The sequence below is a fragment of the Bacillus cereus ATCC 14579 genome, assembly GCF_000007825.1.
GTDB lineage: Bacteria > Bacillota > Bacilli > Bacillales > Bacillaceae_G > Bacillus_A > Bacillus_A cereus.
Map to the genome: position 1 here is coordinate 1,650,733 of NC_004722.1, position 18,814 is coordinate 1,669,546.

The following is an 18,814-nucleotide window of genomic DNA, read 5'->3' on the forward strand; positions in this document are numbered from 1 at the left end:
CAAGGTAAATATTTCATGAAATTACTTTACTTATAAAGAGTCATCTTTTATAATCAAAAGTGGTAATTGATAAAGATTATCATTTTCAATGATCGTAGAAAGGAGTTTTTTAAAAGATGAGTAGTCAACTCCGTTTTGCTGTTGAAAATCGTAAGAGGCATTTAATTGATGAGTTAATTGGAGCAGGTGTGTTTAAGATTCGCGACCGACAATTATACGAGCTGTCTTTAGAGGAATTGGAAAAAGAGTACGAAGATATGGAAGATTATGCAAATATTCAGGCGTAGCTATATAGATTAGTAAAAGGAGAGCTGGTTACGATTTTGTGTAACCAGCTCTCTTTTTATTTCGTAGAAATTATTTTTTGTATTTCTTTCATGGGACGGAGCCAGTTTTGGGTCATTATTTGTTCCATTTGTTTTTCGTCCTGCTTCTGTAATGCTTGAATGATAGAGTGATGTTCTTCAATAGATTGACTTGCTGGAACAAAGTTTTGGAAAAACAAATATTCAAGACGTAAAACGTGAAGTTGCATATTTTCTAGAAAGGGTTCAATATATTGGTTTTTAGCAATAGAAGAAATTGTATTGTGGAATTGTATATCTAATTTTAAAGCTTGTTTTGCGTTTTTTTTCTCTATAGAGTGCTGAAAATGATCATTTATTTCAGAAAGTATTTGAATATCAGCGTCTGTAATGTTTTGAAGAGCTTGCTTTCCTATAATAGAGTGAAGACCAGCCATCGTTTCATAAATGATAGATACGTCGTCTAACTTAATAGGAGCAATTTTCGTTTTTTGCCCTGGTACCATTTCCACTAATCCAGAAAGCTCTAATATTTGAAGTGCTTCCCTTACAGGTGTTCTGCTTACTCCTAGTGCCTCAGCCAATTCCCCATCATTAATTTTTTCATTGGGCTTCAGTACACCTTCAATAATCCAATTTTGTAGTTGATTTAAAACGAGTGATTTTGCTGAAATTCTTCCTGGTTTTTTATAATTTTGAGGGACAGGCATAGTGAATTCAATCCTTTCATTGTATATTTTCCTTTTTTGCATGAACAAGCTTTAATTTTTGTTTCCCTTCATCCGGTTTTTGGCTTAAGATGAGCACCATTACAATGACACAAAAAGCGCCTAATAACTGAAAAGATTGAAATGGCACGTGCAATATAAGTACAGAAGAAATAATAGCTGCGAGTGGTTCTGTGCAACCAAATAATGTTGTTTCTTTCGGAGTCAGGTATCGTATGCTGTCTAAGTATAAATAAAAGGCAATAAGTGTCCCGAAAATGACGACAAATGTGATGAGCGGTAGGGTACTTAGTTTTACATATTTCATAGTTGATAATAAAATGAATTCGTTTGTAGAAATAAAGTGTACAATCGTTACACCAATACCCCCAGTAATCATGCCCCATCCAACGATAACGGAGGAAGACCATTTTTCTAACAATTCCTTTGAATATAAACTATAAAAAGCGAGAGATAATCCAGATAAAATACCCCAAATAATAGCTGGTGTAGAAACAGCCAAGTTATGAACAGACCCGTTTGTTAGTAAGAGAAAAGTGCCTACTAATGAAAGGGTAATTGAAATGAAATCAATTTTTGATGGACGAACGTTCCATTTGAAAAGTAAGTATACAGTGATGAATATAGGAGCTAAATATTGTAATAATGTTGCCACGGCAGCATTTCCCTCTTTAATTGAAGCGAAATACGTATACTGTACAGCAAGCATACCGAATAGACCAAACAAAATCATTTTAATAGCATCAGATTTTTGTTTCCAAATGCCAAATATCTCTTTTTTTCTCGTTCCGAATGAGGAAATAATGAGCAAAATAATTCCAGATATAAGTAAACGGATCGTAACTAACCATTCGGTTGAAACATTGTCATATTGAAAAAGCTGTTGTGCAGCTGTACCAGACAAGCCCCATAAACAAGCACCGATTATGACCATTATAATTCCTTTTAATCGATTTGAATCCATATGATTTAAAATTCTCCTTTCTAAAAATATAAATTGAATACAATATGCAATATATCACAGAATAACTCGTTAATAAACTGAAATTTCTAATTTTATTTTTTGTGTATAGTAAAATATTGTAGAGGAGGGGGAGTATATGTTAGCTGGATTTTTAGTTTGTTTATTTGTTGGGTTACTTATCATTTTTTTAGGGTATCAAATACATGTGAAAAAGAGGTTGTTTTTGTTAGCAGGATATCAAGAAGAAACGTTTGTTGGAGATAAAAATAAATTAGCGAAGCTTTCAGGAGCATTTTCTTATATAGTTGGAGTTGCTACTATAATATTACCGCTTGGCTTGGAAAAAATAGGGGATGTAGTTGGTATCGTATATGCTATATTAATTGTTTTAGGTACAATTGTATTTATAATTAAAGCAAACCTATTAAATAAGAGTGCTATAAAGTAAAAAGGCTTCATTCTACTGAAGCCTTTTATTAATTATTATGAAGTATAAGTAAAAGCCGGAATAGGATCAATAAATGTATTCCACTTTTGTCCCATTTCCTTTTCTGTTAATAGACAATCATCTAATGATTGTTCAATCACAGAACGATTCATATCAATACCGATAAATACGAGCTCAGTTATTCGATCTCCATATCGCTCGTCCCAGTTTTTTAATACTTCTGGTTCTTCTGCAATCATTTGATTTCTTTCAGTTTCAGGTAATGCGGCTATCCATTCACCGGCTCCTTGAATTGTAATAGAGGAACCTGCTTGAGATAGAAGCCCTATCATATTATTACGAGATGCCAGCCAGAAGAATCCTTTCGCTCTTACAACATCTAAAGGCCATTTTTCTAGCCAATTCATAAGGCGCTCGGGATGGAAAGGATATTTGCGGCGGTAAACAAAGGAATTGATACCGTATTCTTCCGTTTCCGGTGTATGATAGTCACTATTTAATTCTTGTATCCAGCCGGCCGATTGACTGGCTTCTTCATAATTAAATAGATTTGTGTTTAAAATTTCTTGTAATGGTACTTTGCTAAACGAAGATTCAAGAACTTTTGCATTAGGATTTAATTTTTTTAGTAAATGATGAAGCTCTATCACATCTTCTTTTTCTAGCAAATCTATCTTATTAAGAATGATTACGTTTGCAAACTCAATTTGATCTATTAATAAATCAATAACTTCCCGGGTATCATTCTCATCGATTGCTTGTTTTCGGTCTAATAAACTTTCTCCATCTGCAAAATCATCCCAAAATCTGTTTGCATCTACAACTGTAACCATCGTATCGAGGCGACAATTTTTCGTTAAATCAATGTTAAGAACTTCGTCTGTATAAGTAAACGTTTGAGCAACTGGAATAGGCTCACTTATACCAGAAGATTCAATAATAATATAGTCAATATCACCATTTTCCACAAGACGATTCACTTCTATCATTAAATCTTCTCGTAGTGTACAACAAATACAGCCATTTTGAATTTCTACTAGTTTTTCCTCCGTACGTGAAAAACCACCCTTTTTTATAAGAGATGCATCAATGTTTACTTCGCTCATATCATTAACGATAACAGCTACTTTTAAGTTATTCTTATTAGTCAAAATGTGATGTAGTAAGGTAGTTTTTCCAGATCCTAAAAAACCACTTAATACAGTGATAGGTACTTTTTTCATGAAATGATCTCTCCTTTAAATCGTAATGATTACGTTTTATGTTAAACGATAGGAAAAGAAAAAGCAAGAATAAATCATAATGATTACGATTTAAGAATAGAAATAGACTATAAAATTTGTGCTGTAGTATGGAGCATTTGGACAAGCACATGTTTACATATAAATAAAATGGAGGCGAGAAGCTTGGTCTTTAATAGAGTTTCAAAAGAATTAGTAGGCATAGCTCTTATCGCTATGTTTTCTTTTTATTATTTTTTGTAGATTTTACAAGTCTAGCAAATTTGCACAAAAATATGCCACAGGAATGGTTGAATGTGAATACAGTATTTTTAAGTATCATTTTTGAAGCAATACCCTTTATTTTATTAGGGGTAATTGTTTCTTCATGTATTCAAGTGTTTGTGACGGAAGATATGATTCAAAAAGTACTGCCGAAATCTCCGATTGTTGCAATGATTCCGGCAGTATTTGTGGGAGTTCTTTTTCCAATGTGTGAATGTGTCATTATACCAATTGTAAGAAGGCTCATTCAAAAGGGGTTACCACTTCATGTAGGCATTGTTATTTTACTGAGTGCACCCATTATGAATCCAGTTGTTCTTTTATCTACTGTATATGCGTTTCCAAAAAATGATTACGTTGTATATGCACGCTTTGGGATAACAATTTTAGTTGCTCTATTCATAGGTCTAATTGTGTATTATTGCTATCGCGAAAGAAATGTTTTAAAAGATATAGAGGTTTCAGTTCAAACAAGCAATAAAAAGAGTTGGAAAGATGTTATGAATCATATTGTAGATGAGTTTTTTGATACTGGTAAGTATTTATTGATTGGTGCTTTTTTAGCAAGTGTATTTCAAACGTTTTTTGATCGGAATGTACTGGATGCAGTAGCACATAACGAAGTAATTGCCCCCTTTATTATGATGGGATTTGGTTATGTTTTATCAATTTGCTCTGCAGCCGATGCTTTTATAGCGGCATCTTTTGGACATGTTTTCTCGGTAAAGGCACTTCTCGCATTTCTTGTATTTGGGCCTATGCTTGATATGAAAAATACGTTAATGCTATTTGCATATTTTCAAAAGAGATTTGTATTCTTTTTGATCGGAATTGTCATTGCATCTGTGTATACCATCCTGCAAATCATAATGTTATAGGAGGTGAGAAAGAATGGAGAAAGAGGAGCAGAAGGCATATCATCGCTATATACGTGGCATTATTTTAATTGGTTTAGCAATGCTCTTATTTAAACTACTTGTAACAGGGAATATTTATAATTTTATCGCTCCAAAAATGATTAAATTTACGTATATAGCTTTTGTAGTAATTTTAATTTTTGGTATTGTACAAGTTTGGAGAGATGGAAGAGAAAAACAGCATGATTGTAATTGTTGTAAACATCATACAACATCAAAATCAGGGATAAAAAGTTTCTTTGTATATGTTTTATTTGTCGTTCCGATAGTTAGTGCTTTTCTCTTTGGAAGTGTAACAATTGATGGAAGTTTAGCAGGAAAAAGGGGTATGAATCAAAGTGTACAGTCGAGAAGTCTAGAAAGGAACGAAAAAGAGGGGAAACAGGTTAAGTTTGATGGGCGAGAAGTATCAGTTGATCCAGAAGAAACATCAAATTTAGCAACGACTTATAAAACGGAAGAGCAAGTAGTAAAAAGTATGTTAGGACAGCGTAAACTACAAGTAAAGGATAAGGATTATGTTCAAACAATGAATGTAATTGGTCAAAATGTCAATTGGTTTAAAGGGAAAGAAATTACATTCTTAGGGTTTATATATAAGGATAAAGATGTGACGGGTAATAAAGCAGTAGTGGCTCGATATGGTATAACTTGTTGTATTGCGGATGCATCAGTCTGGGGGATGATTGTTACCGGGAAAAATATTGAAAAAATTCCAGAAGAAACATGGGTGAAAATAACAGGATTATTAGATGAAACGACATATAAAGGAACAGTCTTTCCACTTGTAAAAGTAAACAAAATCGAGAAAATTAATAAGCCAACTGACCCATATGTATATGATGCTTTACCTCAATAGAAAAGAATAAATTCTTCATATTTTCATGAAATAGAATCATAATCATGGCAATAAAAAAATAAAGATAAGAGTAATTTGGTTTGTTAAAAATATGTGCAGAAGGAGTTATGCGATGAACTGGGTTACTCATAAACCATCATTTGAATTTGAAACATTTAGTCCTATTATTCGGTCACAATCTGCGTGGAGTGGACATTTAGATTTTGCATATGACTTAGTACGATTTGAAAAACCGGAAACTTTAGTTGAGTTAGGTACACATCTAGGTGCTTCTTTCTTCAGTTTTTGTCAAGGAGTAAAAGATGGAGGGTTATCGACTAAATGCTTTGCAGTAGATACTTGGGCTGGAGATGGGCATACAGGTCCATATGGAGAAGGGGTTTTTCAAATAGTAGAAAAAGTAGTGAGCGATAACTACCTTAATATAGGAAATTTAATTCGATCTACTTTTGATGATGCTGTAGACCGGTTTCAAGATGAAACGATAAATCTGTTGCATATTGATGGCTATCATACGTATGAAGCTGTTTCTCACGATTATAATACATGGCTACCGAAAGTCGCGAAAAACGGTATTGTATTATTTCATGATATTGAAGTTAGAAGTGGTGATTTCGGCGTGTATAAGTTTTGGGATGAGGTAAAAGCGAAGTGCCCTCATTTTCAATTTGCGCATTCATATGGACTGGGAGTGTTATTTCCGAAGGGTTGTAGTGATAAGTTTGAGGAAATACTTAAAAATAAAGAAGAAATACAAAATATGTATAAATAAAGATAGGGCATACATCATTTTAAGGATGTGTGCCCTATTTTTTGCGTAGAAAATAATGGTGTGAATTAAAAAGTTAAGATAGTTGTAAAAAGTTTTGTTGCAGCAAATATTAAAAAAGTTAGTATGGGATTGTTCCTTGTAAATAAAGTGAAGCTTTAATATGTTCATATCGATTCGGAATTTTACAGTAGTTAATTTCTTACCTAAGTGCTTTGCACTTACTGAATTTTAAGGAGGAGGTCTTATTGGCCGAAAATATCGGGATAAATAAAAATACAACATTTTTTATATTTTTCATTGCGAAAAACGTAATCTACTTTTACAATAGAAAGGGTTGTGAATATATTATACTGGAAAAATAAATCGAAATAATATGAAAATTTTGTTTTGTCTTCGCTAATTGTATATTACATACATGTAAGACGACATACGTCATGTTATCGACTTGTAAGGAGAGAAAAAAATGAAAAGTGTAAGATTACCATCGATGCTAGAAATCATAGTTCTTTTATTACTATTTCTTGCTGTTGTCTTTTCCTTCCAAACGATTTTTGATCTCCCAATTCAATTAGCGCTATTTATTTCATGGTTTTTAGTAATTGCGCTTGGATTAAGATTAGGATTTCGTTATCAAGAATTGCAAGATGCAATTACGAAAGGGATTTCTAACGGATTAGAAGCAATACTGATTTTAGTTGCAGTAGGTGCTTTAATTGGAACGTGGATTGCTGGTGGGGTAGTACCAACATTAATCTATTATGGATTAGAATTTATTCACCCTAGCATATTCCTATTAGCAACATTAATTATTTGTTCTATAACTTCTATCGCAACAGGAACGTCTTGGGGAACAGTGGGAACAGCAGGTATTGCTATGATGGCGATTGGTGAAGGACTTGGTTTACCACTTCCGCTTGTTGCTGGTGCAGTTCTTTCAGGAGCTTATTTCGGCGATAAATTATCACCACTTTCTGATAGCACAGTTCTTGCAGCTTCTATGGCGAAAGTAGATGTTATTGCTCACGTTCGAGCTATGCTCGTATTAGATGTTCCGGCTTATATTATTACTAGTATTATGTTTACTGTAGCTGGTTGGATGTATGGCGGCGATAATGTAGATTTGAATCGAGTAGAATTTTTAAAAGAAGCTTTATTAAAGCAATTTGATATTAAAATATGGATGCTTGTTCCGGCGGTCATTGTTATCGTTCTATTAGCGATGAAGAAACCGTCTATGCCAACAATTGCAATGGGAGCTTTAATTGGTGCAATTTGGGCAACTCTTTTCCAAGGGATGAACTTTGGAGAGGCGATTGGAACAGCTTATAACGGATTCTCAATTCAATCTGGTGTTGAGTTTGTTGACAAGTTATTAAACCGTGGTGGAATTAACGGCATGCTTGGCTCAGTAGCCGTTATTATTTTCGGTTTAGGATTTGGTGGATTACTTGAAAAACTAGGTGTTTTAAAAGTAATCGTATCAAAATTTGAGAAGAAATTAAATTCTGCAGGTAATGTAACATTGTCTACATTAATCGTGGCATTCTTAGCTAATATATTTGGTTGTGCGATGTATGTATCACTAATTTTAACACCAAAAATTATGGAAGATAGCTATGATATATTAAAAATAGACCGTCGTGTATTAGCGCGTAACTCAGAAGTAGGTGGAACGTTAACTTCAGGTATGGTTCCATGGTCTGATAATGGTATTTTTATGGCTGGTATTTTAGGTGTAGCAACGTTCTCATACGTTCCGTTTATGTGGTTAAGCTTCGTATCGTTAATTTTAGCAGTTATTTTCGGATATACAGGCAAATTCATCTGGTATGTAGATGATGCAGATAAAGGAAAGCAAGCATCATAAAATAAAAATCACCTTCTACAATATGTAGAAGGTGATTTTTTTATTTTTTAATAGCATTTGCTGAAGTTATTTCATTCTCATATTTAGCAATTTTTTGTTGTATCTTTTTTAAGTTTTTTTCAGTGTCTTGCATGAGCTGTAAGACATTGGTCTCCTGTTGTTTCATTAATGCTAACCTTTGAAGGATGGTAGATTCTCCTTCCATAGACCAGTCGATAAATTGTTTTATTTTTTGAATTGGCATACTGGTGTTTTTTAAACACAAAATCATTTCTAAATATTTCAGTGCTTCTTCATCAAAAACTCGATCTCCTTTTTCGTTTCTTTGCAGAAAAGGAAACAGTCCTTGTTTATCGTAATAACGTATTTGAGAAATAGTTAAATGTTGCATTTTGGCGACTTGCCCAATTGTATAATACATATCATTCATCCTTTTATTACCAAGGTATAATGCCATCTTTGTTAAGTATTTTACCATTATAGTTTGTTTCACTTAATGCATATTTAATAATAATTTTAGCACTTTCAGTGGTTGTATGGCCACCAGGGGAATTTCCATTAAGATCCGTAGTTGTAAAACCAGGAGTTACCCCAAATACTTCTGGACCGTTAGTGGCAAATTCTTTACTAAAAGCTAATGTTAAAGCATTAATAGCTGTTTTGGAAGAATTATATCCTAGTGTATTAATTGGATGTGTTTCACCATTAGCAAACATTGTTAGTGAGGCCATGTCAGTTGTTACATTTATTATTTTACTGTTGCTTGAATTCTTTAATAATGGTAAAAAGGCTTGCATCATTTGGAAAGTTCCAAAAAAATTAACTTCAAATCCTTGGCGTAAAGTTTCAATATTTAATTCACTAGGTAGTGTATTGAAGTCTAGCGCTATGCCTGCGTTATTAATTAATAAATGTAAGTGGTCAGTCATTTCGTAAATTTTCTTTATTGCTTCTTGAATGGATTGTGAATTTGAAATATCTACTTGAATATAGGAAACGTTTGAAACATTTAAAGATTCTACGGCTTGTTGTCCAAGTTGTTCATTACGAGCACCTAAAAATACGTGATAATCTTTTTCTGCTAATTGACGAACAAGTTCATATCCAATTCCTTTATTTGCACCTGTTATAAAAGCATATTTTTTCATATTGAATTCCTCCAGTAGTGTTATAGTAGGTTACAATGGAAAGGATACAGCCTAAACTTAAGTTTAGGTCAAGAGGAATTTTTTAAAATAAATATAGAATATCTATATATAAGAGTGAGAATTCTTATCATTTAAGAGAAAGTCTGTTATTATAAGAGATGTAGGTATTATATTTTCAAGGGGATGAAAACATGGAGTACAGAATTGAAAGAGATACATTAGGAGAAATAAAAGTTCCAGCTGATAAATTATGGGCAGCACAAACACAACGTAGTAAAGAAAACTTTCCAATTGGAACAGAGCAAATGCCACTTGAAATTGTAAAAGCATTTGCAATTTTAAAGAAGAGTGCAGCGCTTAGCAATCAAAAATTAGGAAAGCTATCAGAAGAAAAAGCAGAAGCAATTGTAGAAGCTGCGGATGAAGTGATTGCAGGGAAATGGAATGAACATTTTCCGCTTGTCGTATGGCAAACAGGTAGTGGTACACAGTCAAACATGAATGTGAATGAAGTAATTGCAAATCGTGGGAATCAAATTTTGAAAGAGAAGGGATCTGACGTACATATTCATCCGAATGATGATGTGAACATGTCACAAAGTTCAAATGATACATTTCCAACGGCGCTTCATGTAGCTTGTGTAATCGCAGTAGAAAATCACGTATTACCAGCAATTACGAAATTAAAAGAAACTTTAGTAGAAAAAGTAACTGCATTTGAACATATCATAAAAATTGGTCGTACACATTTACAAGATGCAACGCCGTTAACTTTAGGGCAAGAAATTAGCGGATGGCACCGTATGCTTGAAAAAACAGAGCGTATGATTGCAGAGAGCAATACATATATGAAAGAGTTAGCAATTGGTGGAACTGCGGTTGGAACAGGTATCAATGCTCATCCTAAATTTGGTGAGATGGTATCAGAGGAAATTAGTCAATTTACAGGTAAACAATTTGTTTCTGCACCAAATAAGTTCCATGCATTAACGAGCCATGATGAAGTTGTATATACTCACGGTGCATTAAAAGCATTAGCTGCGGATTTAATGAAAATCGCTAACGATGTACGTTGGCTTGCAAGTGGTCCACGTAGTGGTCTTGGAGAAATTATTATTCCAGCAAATGAACCGGGAAGCTCTATTATGCCAGGGAAAGTAAATCCAACGCAAAGTGAAGCATTAACGATGGTTGTAGCGCAAGTGATGGGGAATGATGCAACAATCGGATTTGCTGCGAGCCAAGGTAACTTTGAGTTAAATGTATTTAAACCTGTTATTGCTTATAACTTCTTACAATCAGCTCACTTATTAGCGGATGCAATTGTTTCGTTTAATGACAATTGTGCAGTTGGTATTGAAGCAGATGAAGAAGTAATTAATGAAAATGTGAATCGTTCACTAATGCTTGTAACAGCGCTAAACCCACATATCGGATATGAAAATGCAGCGAAAATTGCGAAGCATGCTCATAAAGAAGGGTTAACTTTAAAAGAAGCAGCATTGCAATCTGGGCTACTAACAGAAGAGCAATTTGATGAAATTGTAGATCCAAAGAAAATGATTGCTCCAAAAGAGTAATAGAGAAAGCCAAGGTTCTTAGTATAGAATCTTGGCTTTTTTGATGTTCATTTTTATGTTTCATCTACTTGCAATACTACAAGCTTCAAAATATATTATTTGTTAGCAGGCGTATTCATTACTTTCATCTGTGGGCAGTTCTCTTTTAAGAGTGAAATGAATTTTTCTTCTTCTAGTGGTACGAAAGTGGTCACTGAGTCAAATAAATTGTAATGGATTTCTAATTGTTGTCTAGTCCATTTTTTTGAATGAAGTTTTTTACCAGAGTATTTAACGTGACGAATATCTTCAAATGGAATTTCAGTATGAAAAATGAAACCGTGTTTTACAACAAGAGATGATTCCGTTATGTTGTAGTGAGAGAAATAGAATGAAGAAAGATTCACGATATTTAATAGCATCATGAGAGTGAAAAAAATAGAATTTTCATTTTGGAAGAATAACGAAACGAAAAAAATAATTATAAATAATGTAATGAAAATGACGTGGAATGGATTTTTTTTCGCTTTAAATTTCAAGTTAGTCACCTCGGTATACTTGTTCTTTAACTAAATTAAATCATAACATTGTGATAAAACGTGTGAATATGCAGAATTGCATATTCGCGCGTTTTATTATTCATGTAAAATTTCTTGATGGGATAAATTCAAAAGAAGTTTTGTAATAGTGGAGTGGCATAAAGTGACTTACAAGAATAGAAAGATAGCGTTAGTCATAATTAGTTGTATGATCATTATGAGTAGTTGTGCTAATAAATTTGTTGAAGATAGAAATCGAAAGCATACATTTGTACAAGCAAGTAAGGTTTTAGTAGAGACTGTAAATAGAATATATAAAAAGTAAAGGATGTTTTCTTATACGAAAACATCTTTTTTGTAGTTAAAATTGAATACTGAAGTTTTGGAATGAGTGAATACCAGTTCCATATTCACTAATCGCATATGTATTCTGTGCAATTTGTTTAACGGTAAACTAAGGGTCTTAAAGAATATTTATGTTCTATTTCACATCCTATAAAATGAATTTGTATAAACATATTCGCTTTTCGTTGTATTAAACCCTTTTGTTAGATGTTTTTATAAAAGTTTATAAAATGGGCAAACGAAACGTTGAAATGTTTGTTTGTGTTGTGATAAGATGATGAAGTGATAATAAACGATATATTGATTTGTTTGGTTTTAAATAAACATTTTGAAGGAGTGTTTAGTATGAGTGATATTTCAGAGAAGTTTTGGGATGCGTCAATAGAGGAATTAAAGAAAGGGTATGTGTTTGATGAAGAAAAAGAGGAGTACATTTGCTTAGCTTGTGGTGAAACATTTATTAAAGGTGTTATTTATCAAGATAACCAAATTTTGTATGAAGCAGAGAAGTTCGTCCAATTGCATATTCAAAATGAGCATACGTCTATGTTTGATTATTTGTTAAATATGGATAAGAAATTTACTGGTTTAACGGATTTACAAAAGAAAATGGTTCAGTTTTTCCATATGGGACTGAATGATAAAGAAATTGTAAAAGAGATGGATGGCGGAAGTACATCAACAATTCGTAATCATCGATTTACACTGCGAGAGAAAATGAAGCAAGCAAAAGTATTTTTAGCGCTAATGGAATTATCAGAAGAAAAATCAAAAGTACAAACGAAATTTGTGCCAATTCATAGAACAGCAACGATGGTGGATGATCGATACAATATTACGGAAGAAGAAAATGATGAAGTATTAAAAGCTCATTTTACAGAAGGATTAGATGGACCTCTCTCTAAATTTCCGAAGAAACAAAAGCGTAAATTAATTATATTGCGCCATTTAGTGAAGAAGTTTGATAGTAATAAAAAGTATACTGAAAAAGAAGTAAATACAGTGATAGAAAATGTATACCCTGATTTTGTAACTTTAAGAAGATATTTAATCGAATATGGATTTTTAGATCGAACAGCCGATGGAAGTCAATATTGGGTGAAGTTATAATCATACGAAAAGAAAATGAATAGAAGCACAGTATTATAACAACTATACAAAGAGATAGAGATTGAAAATAGATGTTTAATAAAAGGAGAAATGAAATTTGAAACCACCTGCAGATAACAATAAAGAAGGTGCGGAGTCACATAAGTTGGAAAGTGAGAGTAAACCGATTTGGAAATCGATGTCGATGTTTTTAGTACCGTTATTATTAAGTAATGTACTACAATCAGTTGGACAATTATTTGGTATGGTAGTAGTAGGAAGATGGCTTGGAGTTAATGATTTAGCGGCTATATCAGCATTCTTCCCATTATTTTTCTTGCTCGTTTCATTTGTAATTGGTATCGGTTCAGGAAGCTCTATTTTAATTGGTCAGGCGTTTGGTGCTAAAAACGAAGATCGTTTAAAAGCTATCGTTGGTACGACGTTGACGTTTACCTTTATTATTGGAGTTTTGTTGGCGATAATAGGCAGTATTTTTGCAATGGATATTATGCGTCTAATGGGAACGCCAGAAAATATTATTGAAATAAGTGTACATTATGCACGGATTTTATTTATATCGATGCCAGTATTATTTTTATATTTCGCATATACAACATTTATGAGAGGTACAGGAGATTCTAAAACGCCATTTTACTTTTTAATTGTAAGTACAGCGCTAAATATGATCTTATTACCGATTCTTATTTTTGGATGGTTAGGAGCTCCGAAATTAGATGTGTATGGAGCGGCCTATGCATCTGTTATATCTACAGTTATTACGTTTATTGTCATGCTTGTGTATTTAAAGAAGAAAAATCACCCATTACAACTAGATGGAACGGTTAGAAAATACCTTCGAATGGATGGGGAGTTATTAAAGCTATTACTAAGGCTCGGTATTCCAGCGAGTATTAATATGATATTAGTTTCATTATCTGAAATTGCCGTAATCGCATTTGTAAATCGTTACGGTTCGGATGCAACAGCTGCTTACGGCGTTGTGAATCAAGTTGCAAGTTATGTACAAATGCCAGCAGTTAGCCTTGGTATTACAGTTTCCATTTTTGCGGCACAATCGATTGGTGCGAATCAATTTGATCGATTACAGAAAGTTGTGAAGGCCGGAATTATTATGAACTACGTCATCGGTGGTGTGTTAATATCTCTTATTTACGTATTCTCAAGAGACATTTTATCACTATTTTTAACGAGTCAAACTACAATTGAAATTGCTCATAGCTTAGTTATGATTACATTATGGAGTTATTTAATTTTCGGTCATGCACAAATTATTAGTGCGACAATGCGAGCGAGCGGTACAGTACTTTGGCCAACTGTTATTGGAGTTGTTTCAATTTGGCTTGTAGAAGTACCCGTAGCATATTATCTTTCTTACCATACAAGTCTTGGAATAGAAGGCATTTGGATCGGGTATCCAGCAGCATTTATTGTCAGCTTAATATTACAGTATGCATATTATAAGCTTTCATGGCAAAAGAAACGAATTACACGATTAGTTAGTTAAATAGAAAAATGTCCCTAAGTTATTAGACTTAGGGACATTTTTTCGTAAGTTCAGGTTTATAAATAGCTTTTTAAAGTTATATCAAAATGTTGTCTAATGAGTGTTTTATCACTCATATAAAACTCCCACGCTCTTTCCGGTTCACCGATAATCTCAAAGGATTCCTCTGTAATATATAAAGCGCAATTATCCTCCAGTGCAATTCCTTCTATATTCCCTTGATGATTTTGTAAAAAGGAATGGAAGGCGTTCATTCTGTTTAATTGATTATAATGTGGACAAAATCTTTTATTAACAATACCCCATCCGTTACTCTCTATATAACCAGAACCTTCATAATCTGATCGGATACTAGACGTGAACCAACACATAGCACCAGCGCTATAACCAGCAATAAGTGTTCCTTGCTGCAGAGCCAATAATAATTTTTCATCGAGTCTATGTTCTTTCCATTGCGTAAGCATGTGAATATAGTTCCCGCCACCTAAATAAATTAAATCGGCTGAATGAATCATCTCGTCTATTTCATACTTTGAAGGTGAATCTGTTGTAGTACGTAAAATTTGTACTTCACAATGTAATTGTTTTTCAAAAGTGTCTAAAAATAATTTTATATAGCTTTCATCATCATGACTAGCCGTTGGAATAAACAATATTTTTGGGTACTGTTTATTTGTTAATTCTATAAGGCGTTCATTAATAGGCAAGTGATTTGAATCTTGTAAATCACCGCCACCAATGACAGCTAATTTCATAGTAAAGCACCACCTAATTATTTTTGTTATATAAAAATTCGATAGAAGAGAGTTACATTCCTTCCGTAATGTAATCAATAATTAGAAAATGTAGCTTAAGTATATCGGAATAGTAAAGAAACTACTGACTATATATACCAATGCATTAGAAACCATACATTGATATATAATATTTCATACTAATGTTTCAAAATATGGAAAAAATATGTTTAAATAGATATAATGACGCATTGATTCATATTGAATTTATACTTATATTTTAAAAGGGTATCGGAAATAATAGCGATTTTTTAAAACAGTTTTTACTTTTAATAGGAAGTTGTATTACAATATGTTAAAATTATTTCAATATATTTATTTAATATGAAATACAAAGAAGGAGAGTGAAAAAAGTGGATTTTCGATTTGAATTTACAACGAAGCTGAAAGAATACTTAGACGATGAGAAGGATGAAAAAATAATAAAAGATGGACACAGAGATGTAATTTTTCACTATTTATATGCGTTAGAGACTGAAATTGGCGTTGTTAAAAATCCTAATTTTACTTTTTTTGCATCAGGAAGACGTTCACATATAGTGTTAGAAAACGTTGAATTTAAAACAGAAGTAAATGTAAAAAGTAATATAATTGAAATTACAAAAATAGTGGATAATGTAGCTATTCCGTTAGATACTATCGTAGCGAAAGATCGGGAATTATTTGCACTTGGACGTAATGAGAAGTTTAGTGTACAAATATTAGAGCAGTATCTTTTTGATACATTTGGAGAAAAATTAGGTTTAAAATGAATGGAATAGCCTATGTATTTATGGGTAGTTAATTTTCATATATATCATTTACGTTTGACCTTTCATTTAATTTATACTACAATTCGTAGTGTGAAAGGAGTTGTACAATGTTTACTCAAAACTATAAGTTAAATGAGCACGGGTTAAATCATTTCTTTGGACCGCTTGAAGCGAAAATTATGGAGATTGTTTGGTCTAGCGATGGTATTACTATTAAAGAAGTGCAGCAGAGATTAAGTGAAGAATCACCTGTGAATTTTAACACTGTTATGACAGTTATGAACAGGTTAGTAGAGAAATTACACTTAGAAAAACAGACTGTGAAAAGAAGTGGTATATATCGTGCTGTACAAACAAAAGAAGAATTCTTATCCAATCAAACGAAGAAAATGACACAGGAATTGATGGGGGAATTTGGAGATTTAGTTGTAACTCATATGATAGATGAGCTAGAGCAGGCTGATCCGAATTTAATAAAAAAATTAGAAGACAAATTGAATCAGTTAAAAAAAGAGGATCGATGAAATGAAATGGCAAATGCGTAAAATCGTATTGTTAGCGCTCATTGTTAGTACCCTCTTTTTCAACTTGTTATTGTATTATGTTACATACCCATTTCTTTTTCAAAATAAGGCATTATTCCTTTCAAAGTTTTGCTTGTTTCAGTTAGAAAAACATATGAAAGAACTATCAATGGTTCGTATTATAATAGCAGGGTTATTATTAATTACTGTATTGATTGTCTGTAAAAGAATTTGGCGACAATTTTTCTATAGTAAAAAAGTACAAAAGGCACTTATCCCATTTATTAGAAAAGGGAAACAAATACATATACTGCCGACTGCGGAAGTTGCAGCATTTACAATTGGATTATTCCGTCCGAAAGTTGTCATTTCGGAAGGGTTGCTTCAAACATTTTCAGATGAAGAAATTGATGCGATTATTTTCCATGAAGAATATCATCAAAATAATTGGGATCCGCTAAAATTATTTTGTTTTACGTTATTAGCAGAAGGAATGATGTACATCCCGATATTAAAAGGATTGTTACAACGATATCATACGTATCAAGAGTTAGCAGCAGATAAATATGCGATGCAAAAAATGAAATCTTCATTTGAGTTAGGTAGTGCATTATTAAAATTGATTAAAATAAAGACAATGGAAAATGGATGTGTTACAGCTTCATTTGCAAAAACAGCAATAAATTTACGAATCAAGCAAGTGTTAAATGAAAAAGTTGTGAAGTTTAATATCCCGTTACATACGAATTCGGTATATGTAACAATAGGGTTATTCTGTGTGTCGGTTGTCCTTATTGTCGGAGAGTGCATATAGCCTCTTTTTTTAAGAATAAACACTACTCATTGTAGTGTTTAAGGGGGAATAAAATGAATGCAGCAGATTTAACAATTTGGCTTGTGGCTGGGGCGGGAGTATTGTCATTTATATCACCGTGCTCTTTACCGCTATATCCATCTTATTTATCTTATATTACAGGTGTGTCTATCCAAGATTTAAAAGAAAATCGTGGGATTATGCAAAAATCAGCGATTATACATACAGTATTTTTTATGATCGGATTTTCGGTTATATTTTACGCGTTAGGTTTATCGGTAAGCTGGATTGGAATAACATTTTCATCTAACCAAAAATTGATTCAACAAATTGGTGGGATTTTTATTGTTTTAATGGGGCTATTTATGACGGGCTTGTTTCAGCCTAAGTGGCTTATGGCAGAGAAAAAGGTGCAGTATAGAAGTAAATCGACTGGATATATTCGCTCGATTTTAGTCGGTATGACATATGCAGCGGGTTGGACGCCATGTGTTGGACCGATATTTTCAGCTGTACTCATGCTTGGCGCGACGAATCCTGAAGGGGCGCTTCTTTATATTACAGCGTATACTCTTGGGTTTGCGGTTCCATTTTTCGTGATGGCATTCTTTATTGGGAAGGTAAAATGGATTGTTACATATGCCAATGTCATGATGAAAATTGGCGGTGGAATGATGATTGTAACAGGTATTTTATTGTATACAAATCAAATGACGAAAATTACAGCATTCTTTATTCGTCTATTCGGTGGATTTACAGGTTTTTAAAAATGAGGAGGAAGAAAAGTGAAGAAAATAATTGCTATTATATTAGTAGGGGCACTCGTTTGGGCGGGGGTTAACTTTTATAATTCAAAGAAAGAAGAGAAGGAAAGAAAAGCGAAACAAGCAGAGTTACAGGAGAAAGAAGTATTACCACAAGTCGGTTTTAAAGCACCTAGCATCACATTAAAAGGATTAGACGGAAAGTTACAGTCGTTAAATGATGCCAAGGGAAAACCGTATATTATTAATTTTTGGGCATCATGGTGTGGGCCGTGTGAAATGGAGGCACCTGACTTAGTTCATATGTATGATAAATATAAAAAGGATGTTGAAATTTTTGCGGTGAATGCAACTGTTAGTGACCCAGTACAAGAAGCAAGCGCATTTGCTAATCGTTATGGTTTTGAGTTTCCTGTTCTACTAGATATGGACGGAGTAGCTGGACTAGATTATAAAGTATTCTCTTTACCGACGACATTTTTTGTTAATAAAGATGGAATTATAGTAGATCATGTACGAGGTGTATTACCACCAGATCAATTAGAAAAGAAATTTAAGAAATTGATTGAGAATTAAAAGGAGATTTGGTGACG

The 18,814-nt window shown here is 33.0% G+C and carries 21 protein-coding genes and 1 pseudogene; 15 read left to right on the top strand and 7 right to left on the bottom strand.

Annotated elements, in window-relative coordinates:
• The first annotated feature begins 116 nt into the window (after positions 1-116).
• Positions 117-287: a Fur-regulated basic protein FbpA gene (gene fbpA / locus BC_RS08485; protein WP_000098302.1), complete on the top strand. Its 171-nt coding sequence runs from the start codon at positions 117-119 to the stop codon at positions 285-287.
• A 56-nt stretch (positions 288-343) separates the two neighbouring features.
• Here fbpA and BC_RS08490 read toward each other — a convergent pair whose 3' ends face one another.
• Together BC_RS08490 and BC_RS08495 are read right to left on the bottom strand one after the other, a co-directional pair.
• Positions 344-1,015 (bottom strand): GntR family transcriptional regulator, encoded by a 672-nt coding sequence (locus BC_RS08490; protein WP_002040907.1) that lies wholly within the window; start codon positions 1,013-1,015, stop codon positions 344-346.
• 16 nt (positions 1,016-1,031) lie between these two features.
• Entirely contained in the window at positions 1,032-1,997 is a 966-nt protein-coding gene (locus BC_RS08495; RefSeq protein WP_000378082.1) for a DMT family transporter, read from the bottom strand.
• Between the two features lie 136 nt (positions 1,998-2,133).
• Between BC_RS08495 and BC_RS08500 the strand changes: the two genes are divergently transcribed.
• Positions 2,134-2,445, top strand: a complete 312-nt coding sequence (locus tag BC_RS08500) for a DUF3784 domain-containing protein (protein ID WP_000879373.1) — start codon at positions 2,134-2,136, stop codon at positions 2,443-2,445.
• Between the two features lie 35 nt (positions 2,446-2,480).
• Here the strand turns inward: BC_RS08500 and BC_RS08505 are convergent, their stop codons facing one another.
• Positions 2,481-3,668, bottom strand: a complete 1,188-nt coding sequence (locus BC_RS08505) for a GTP-binding protein (RefSeq protein WP_000757677.1) — start codon at positions 3,666-3,668, stop codon at positions 2,481-2,483.
• A gap of 183 nt (positions 3,669-3,851) precedes the next feature.
• Between BC_RS08505 and BC_RS08510 the strand changes: the two are divergent.
• The 4 genes and pseudogenes from BC_RS08510 (at position 3,852) to nhaC (ending at position 8,365) form a co-directional block, all read left to right on the top strand.
• Positions 3,852-4,828: pseudogene (locus tag BC_RS08510) on the top strand (permease).
• Between the two features lie 13 nt (positions 4,829-4,841).
• On the top strand, positions 4,842-5,726 hold the full coding sequence (locus tag BC_RS08515; RefSeq protein WP_000409939.1) for a TIGR03943 family putative permease subunit: 885 nt from the start codon (positions 4,842-4,844) through the stop codon (positions 5,724-5,726).
• A gap of 112 nt (positions 5,727-5,838) precedes the next feature.
• On the top strand, positions 5,839-6,498 hold the full coding sequence (locus BC_RS08520; protein WP_001104669.1) for a class I SAM-dependent methyltransferase: 660 nt from the start codon (positions 5,839-5,841) through the stop codon (positions 6,496-6,498).
• A 463-nt stretch (positions 6,499-6,961) separates the two neighbouring features.
• Complete coding sequence (nhaC, locus tag BC_RS08525; protein WP_000843991.1) at positions 6,962-8,365, top strand: Na+/H+ antiporter NhaC; 1,404 nt, start codon at positions 6,962-6,964, stop codon at positions 8,363-8,365.
• 40 nt (positions 8,366-8,405) lie between these two features.
• On the opposite strand, the gene BC_RS08530 is transcribed toward nhaC, so the two are convergent.
• A complete protein-coding gene (locus BC_RS08530) occupies positions 8,406-8,786 on the bottom strand; it encodes a MerR family transcriptional regulator (RefSeq protein WP_000291863.1) in 381 nt (126 codons plus the stop codon).
• A gap of 16 nt (positions 8,787-8,802) precedes the next feature.
• Positions 8,803-9,513 carry an SDR family NAD(P)-dependent oxidoreductase gene (locus BC_RS08535; RefSeq protein WP_000759544.1) on the bottom strand — a complete coding sequence of 237 codons (711 nt, stop codon included), beginning with the start codon at positions 9,511-9,513 and terminating at the stop codon, positions 8,803-8,805.
• A 191-nt stretch (positions 9,514-9,704) separates the two neighbouring features.
• Here BC_RS08535 and fumC point away from each other — a divergent pair, with 191 nt between their 5' ends.
• On the top strand, positions 9,705-11,093 hold the full coding sequence (gene fumC / locus BC_RS08540; protein ID WP_000456610.1) for a class II fumarate hydratase: 1,389 nt from the start codon (positions 9,705-9,707) through the stop codon (positions 11,091-11,093).
• Positions 11,094-11,188: 95 nt separating this feature from the next.
• On the opposite strand, the gene BC_RS08545 is transcribed toward fumC, so the two are convergent.
• Positions 11,189-11,611 (bottom strand): PH domain-containing protein, encoded by a 423-nt coding sequence (locus BC_RS08545; protein WP_000669069.1) that lies wholly within the window; start codon positions 11,609-11,611, stop codon positions 11,189-11,191.
• A 208-nt stretch (positions 11,612-11,819) separates the two neighbouring features.
• Here BC_RS08545 and BC_RS08550 point away from each other — a divergent pair, with 208 nt between their 5' ends.
• From BC_RS08550 to BC_RS08560, 3 genes are all read left to right on the top strand, one after another.
• The gene (locus BC_RS08550; RefSeq protein ID WP_002025596.1) at positions 11,820-11,936 is read left to right on the top strand and encodes a hypothetical protein; all 117 of its coding nucleotides are present in this window, start codon (positions 11,820-11,822) and stop codon (positions 11,934-11,936) included.
• A gap of 365 nt (positions 11,937-12,301) precedes the next feature.
• Entirely contained in the window at positions 12,302-13,066 is a 765-nt protein-coding gene (locus BC_RS08555) for a DUF2087 domain-containing protein (RefSeq protein WP_001280271.1), read from the top strand.
• 97 nt (positions 13,067-13,163) lie between these two features.
• Positions 13,164-14,573 (top strand): MATE family efflux transporter, encoded by a 1,410-nt coding sequence (locus BC_RS08560; protein ID WP_000804119.1) that lies wholly within the window; start codon positions 13,164-13,166, stop codon positions 14,571-14,573.
• A gap of 56 nt (positions 14,574-14,629) precedes the next feature.
• On the opposite strand, the gene BC_RS08565 is transcribed toward BC_RS08560, so the two are convergent.
• Positions 14,630-15,328 (bottom strand): peptidase E, encoded by a 699-nt coding sequence (locus BC_RS08565; protein WP_000762118.1) that lies wholly within the window; start codon positions 15,326-15,328, stop codon positions 14,630-14,632.
• Between the two features lie 392 nt (positions 15,329-15,720).
• Here BC_RS08565 and BC_RS08570 point away from each other — a divergent pair, with 392 nt between their 5' ends.
• From BC_RS08570 to BC_RS08590, 5 genes are all read left to right on the top strand, one after another.
• Positions 15,721-16,119, top strand: coding sequence for a DUF3942 family protein (locus BC_RS08570; RefSeq protein ID WP_000347525.1), 399 nt, complete (start codon positions 15,721-15,723; stop codon positions 16,117-16,119).
• Positions 16,120-16,226: 107 nt separating this feature from the next.
• On the top strand, positions 16,227-16,643 hold the full coding sequence (locus tag BC_RS08575) for a BlaI/MecI/CopY family transcriptional regulator (protein WP_000495055.1): 417 nt from the start codon (positions 16,227-16,229) through the stop codon (positions 16,641-16,643).
• Between the two features lies 1 nt (position 16,644).
• The gene (locus tag BC_RS08580; RefSeq protein WP_000871925.1) at positions 16,645-17,457 is read left to right on the top strand and encodes a M56 family metallopeptidase; all 813 of its coding nucleotides are present in this window, start codon (positions 16,645-16,647) and stop codon (positions 17,455-17,457) included.
• Between the two features lie 53 nt (positions 17,458-17,510).
• Positions 17,511-18,224, top strand: coding sequence for a cytochrome c-type biogenesis protein CcdA (gene ccdA, locus BC_RS08585; RefSeq protein ID WP_000990443.1), 714 nt, complete (start codon positions 17,511-17,513; stop codon positions 18,222-18,224).
• 18 nt (positions 18,225-18,242) lie between these two features.
• Positions 18,243-18,797, top strand: a complete 555-nt coding sequence (locus tag BC_RS08590; protein WP_000719879.1) for a TlpA family protein disulfide reductase — start codon at positions 18,243-18,245, stop codon at positions 18,795-18,797.
• The last annotated feature ends 17 nt before the right edge of the window (positions 18,798-18,814 follow it).

What these genes read in the sequence shown, in the direction of transcription:
- fbpA (WP_000098302.1), top strand. Translation starts at nt 117, where the DNA reads ATGAGTAGTCAACTCCGTTTTGCTGTTGAAAATCGTAAGAGGCATTTA.
- BC_RS08565 (WP_000762118.1), bottom strand. Translation starts at nt 15,328, where the DNA reads ATGAAATTAGCTGTCATTGGTGGCGGTGATTTACAAGATTCAAATCAC.
- BC_RS08575 (WP_000495055.1), top strand. Translation starts at nt 16,227, where the DNA reads ATGTTTACTCAAAACTATAAGTTAAATGAGCACGGGTTAAATCATTTC.
- BC_RS08580 (WP_000871925.1), top strand. Translation starts at nt 16,645, where the DNA reads ATGAAATGGCAAATGCGTAAAATCGTATTGTTAGCGCTCATTGTTAGT.
- BC_RS08500 (WP_000879373.1), top strand. Translation starts at nt 2,134, where the DNA reads ATGTTAGCTGGATTTTTAGTTTGTTTATTTGTTGGGTTACTTATCATT.
- BC_RS08495 (WP_000378082.1), bottom strand. Translation starts at nt 1,997, where the DNA reads ATGGATTCAAATCGATTAAAAGGAATTATAATGGTCATAATCGGTGCT.
- ccdA (WP_000990443.1), top strand. Translation starts at nt 17,511, where the DNA reads ATGAATGCAGCAGATTTAACAATTTGGCTTGTGGCTGGGGCGGGAGTA.
- nhaC (WP_000843991.1), top strand. Translation starts at nt 6,962, where the DNA reads ATGAAAAGTGTAAGATTACCATCGATGCTAGAAATCATAGTTCTTTTA.
- BC_RS08550 (WP_002025596.1), top strand. Translation starts at nt 11,820, where the DNA reads ATGATCATTATGAGTAGTTGTGCTAATAAATTTGTTGAAGATAGAAAT.
- BC_RS08555 (WP_001280271.1), top strand. Translation starts at nt 12,302, where the DNA reads ATGAGTGATATTTCAGAGAAGTTTTGGGATGCGTCAATAGAGGAATTA.
- BC_RS08530 (WP_000291863.1), bottom strand. Translation starts at nt 8,786, where the DNA reads ATGTATTATACAATTGGGCAAGTCGCCAAAATGCAACATTTAACTATT.
- BC_RS08515 (WP_000409939.1), top strand. Translation starts at nt 4,842, where the DNA reads ATGGAGAAAGAGGAGCAGAAGGCATATCATCGCTATATACGTGGCATT.
- BC_RS08490 (WP_002040907.1), bottom strand. Translation starts at nt 1,015, where the DNA reads ATGCCTGTCCCTCAAAATTATAAAAAACCAGGAAGAATTTCAGCAAAA.
- BC_RS08505 (WP_000757677.1), bottom strand. Translation starts at nt 3,668, where the DNA reads ATGAAAAAAGTACCTATCACTGTATTAAGTGGTTTTTTAGGATCTGGA.
- BC_RS08535 (WP_000759544.1), bottom strand. Translation starts at nt 9,513, where the DNA reads ATGAAAAAATATGCTTTTATAACAGGTGCAAATAAAGGAATTGGATAT.
- BC_RS08520 (WP_001104669.1), top strand. Translation starts at nt 5,839, where the DNA reads ATGAACTGGGTTACTCATAAACCATCATTTGAATTTGAAACATTTAGT.
- fumC (WP_000456610.1), top strand. Translation starts at nt 9,705, where the DNA reads ATGGAGTACAGAATTGAAAGAGATACATTAGGAGAAATAAAAGTTCCA.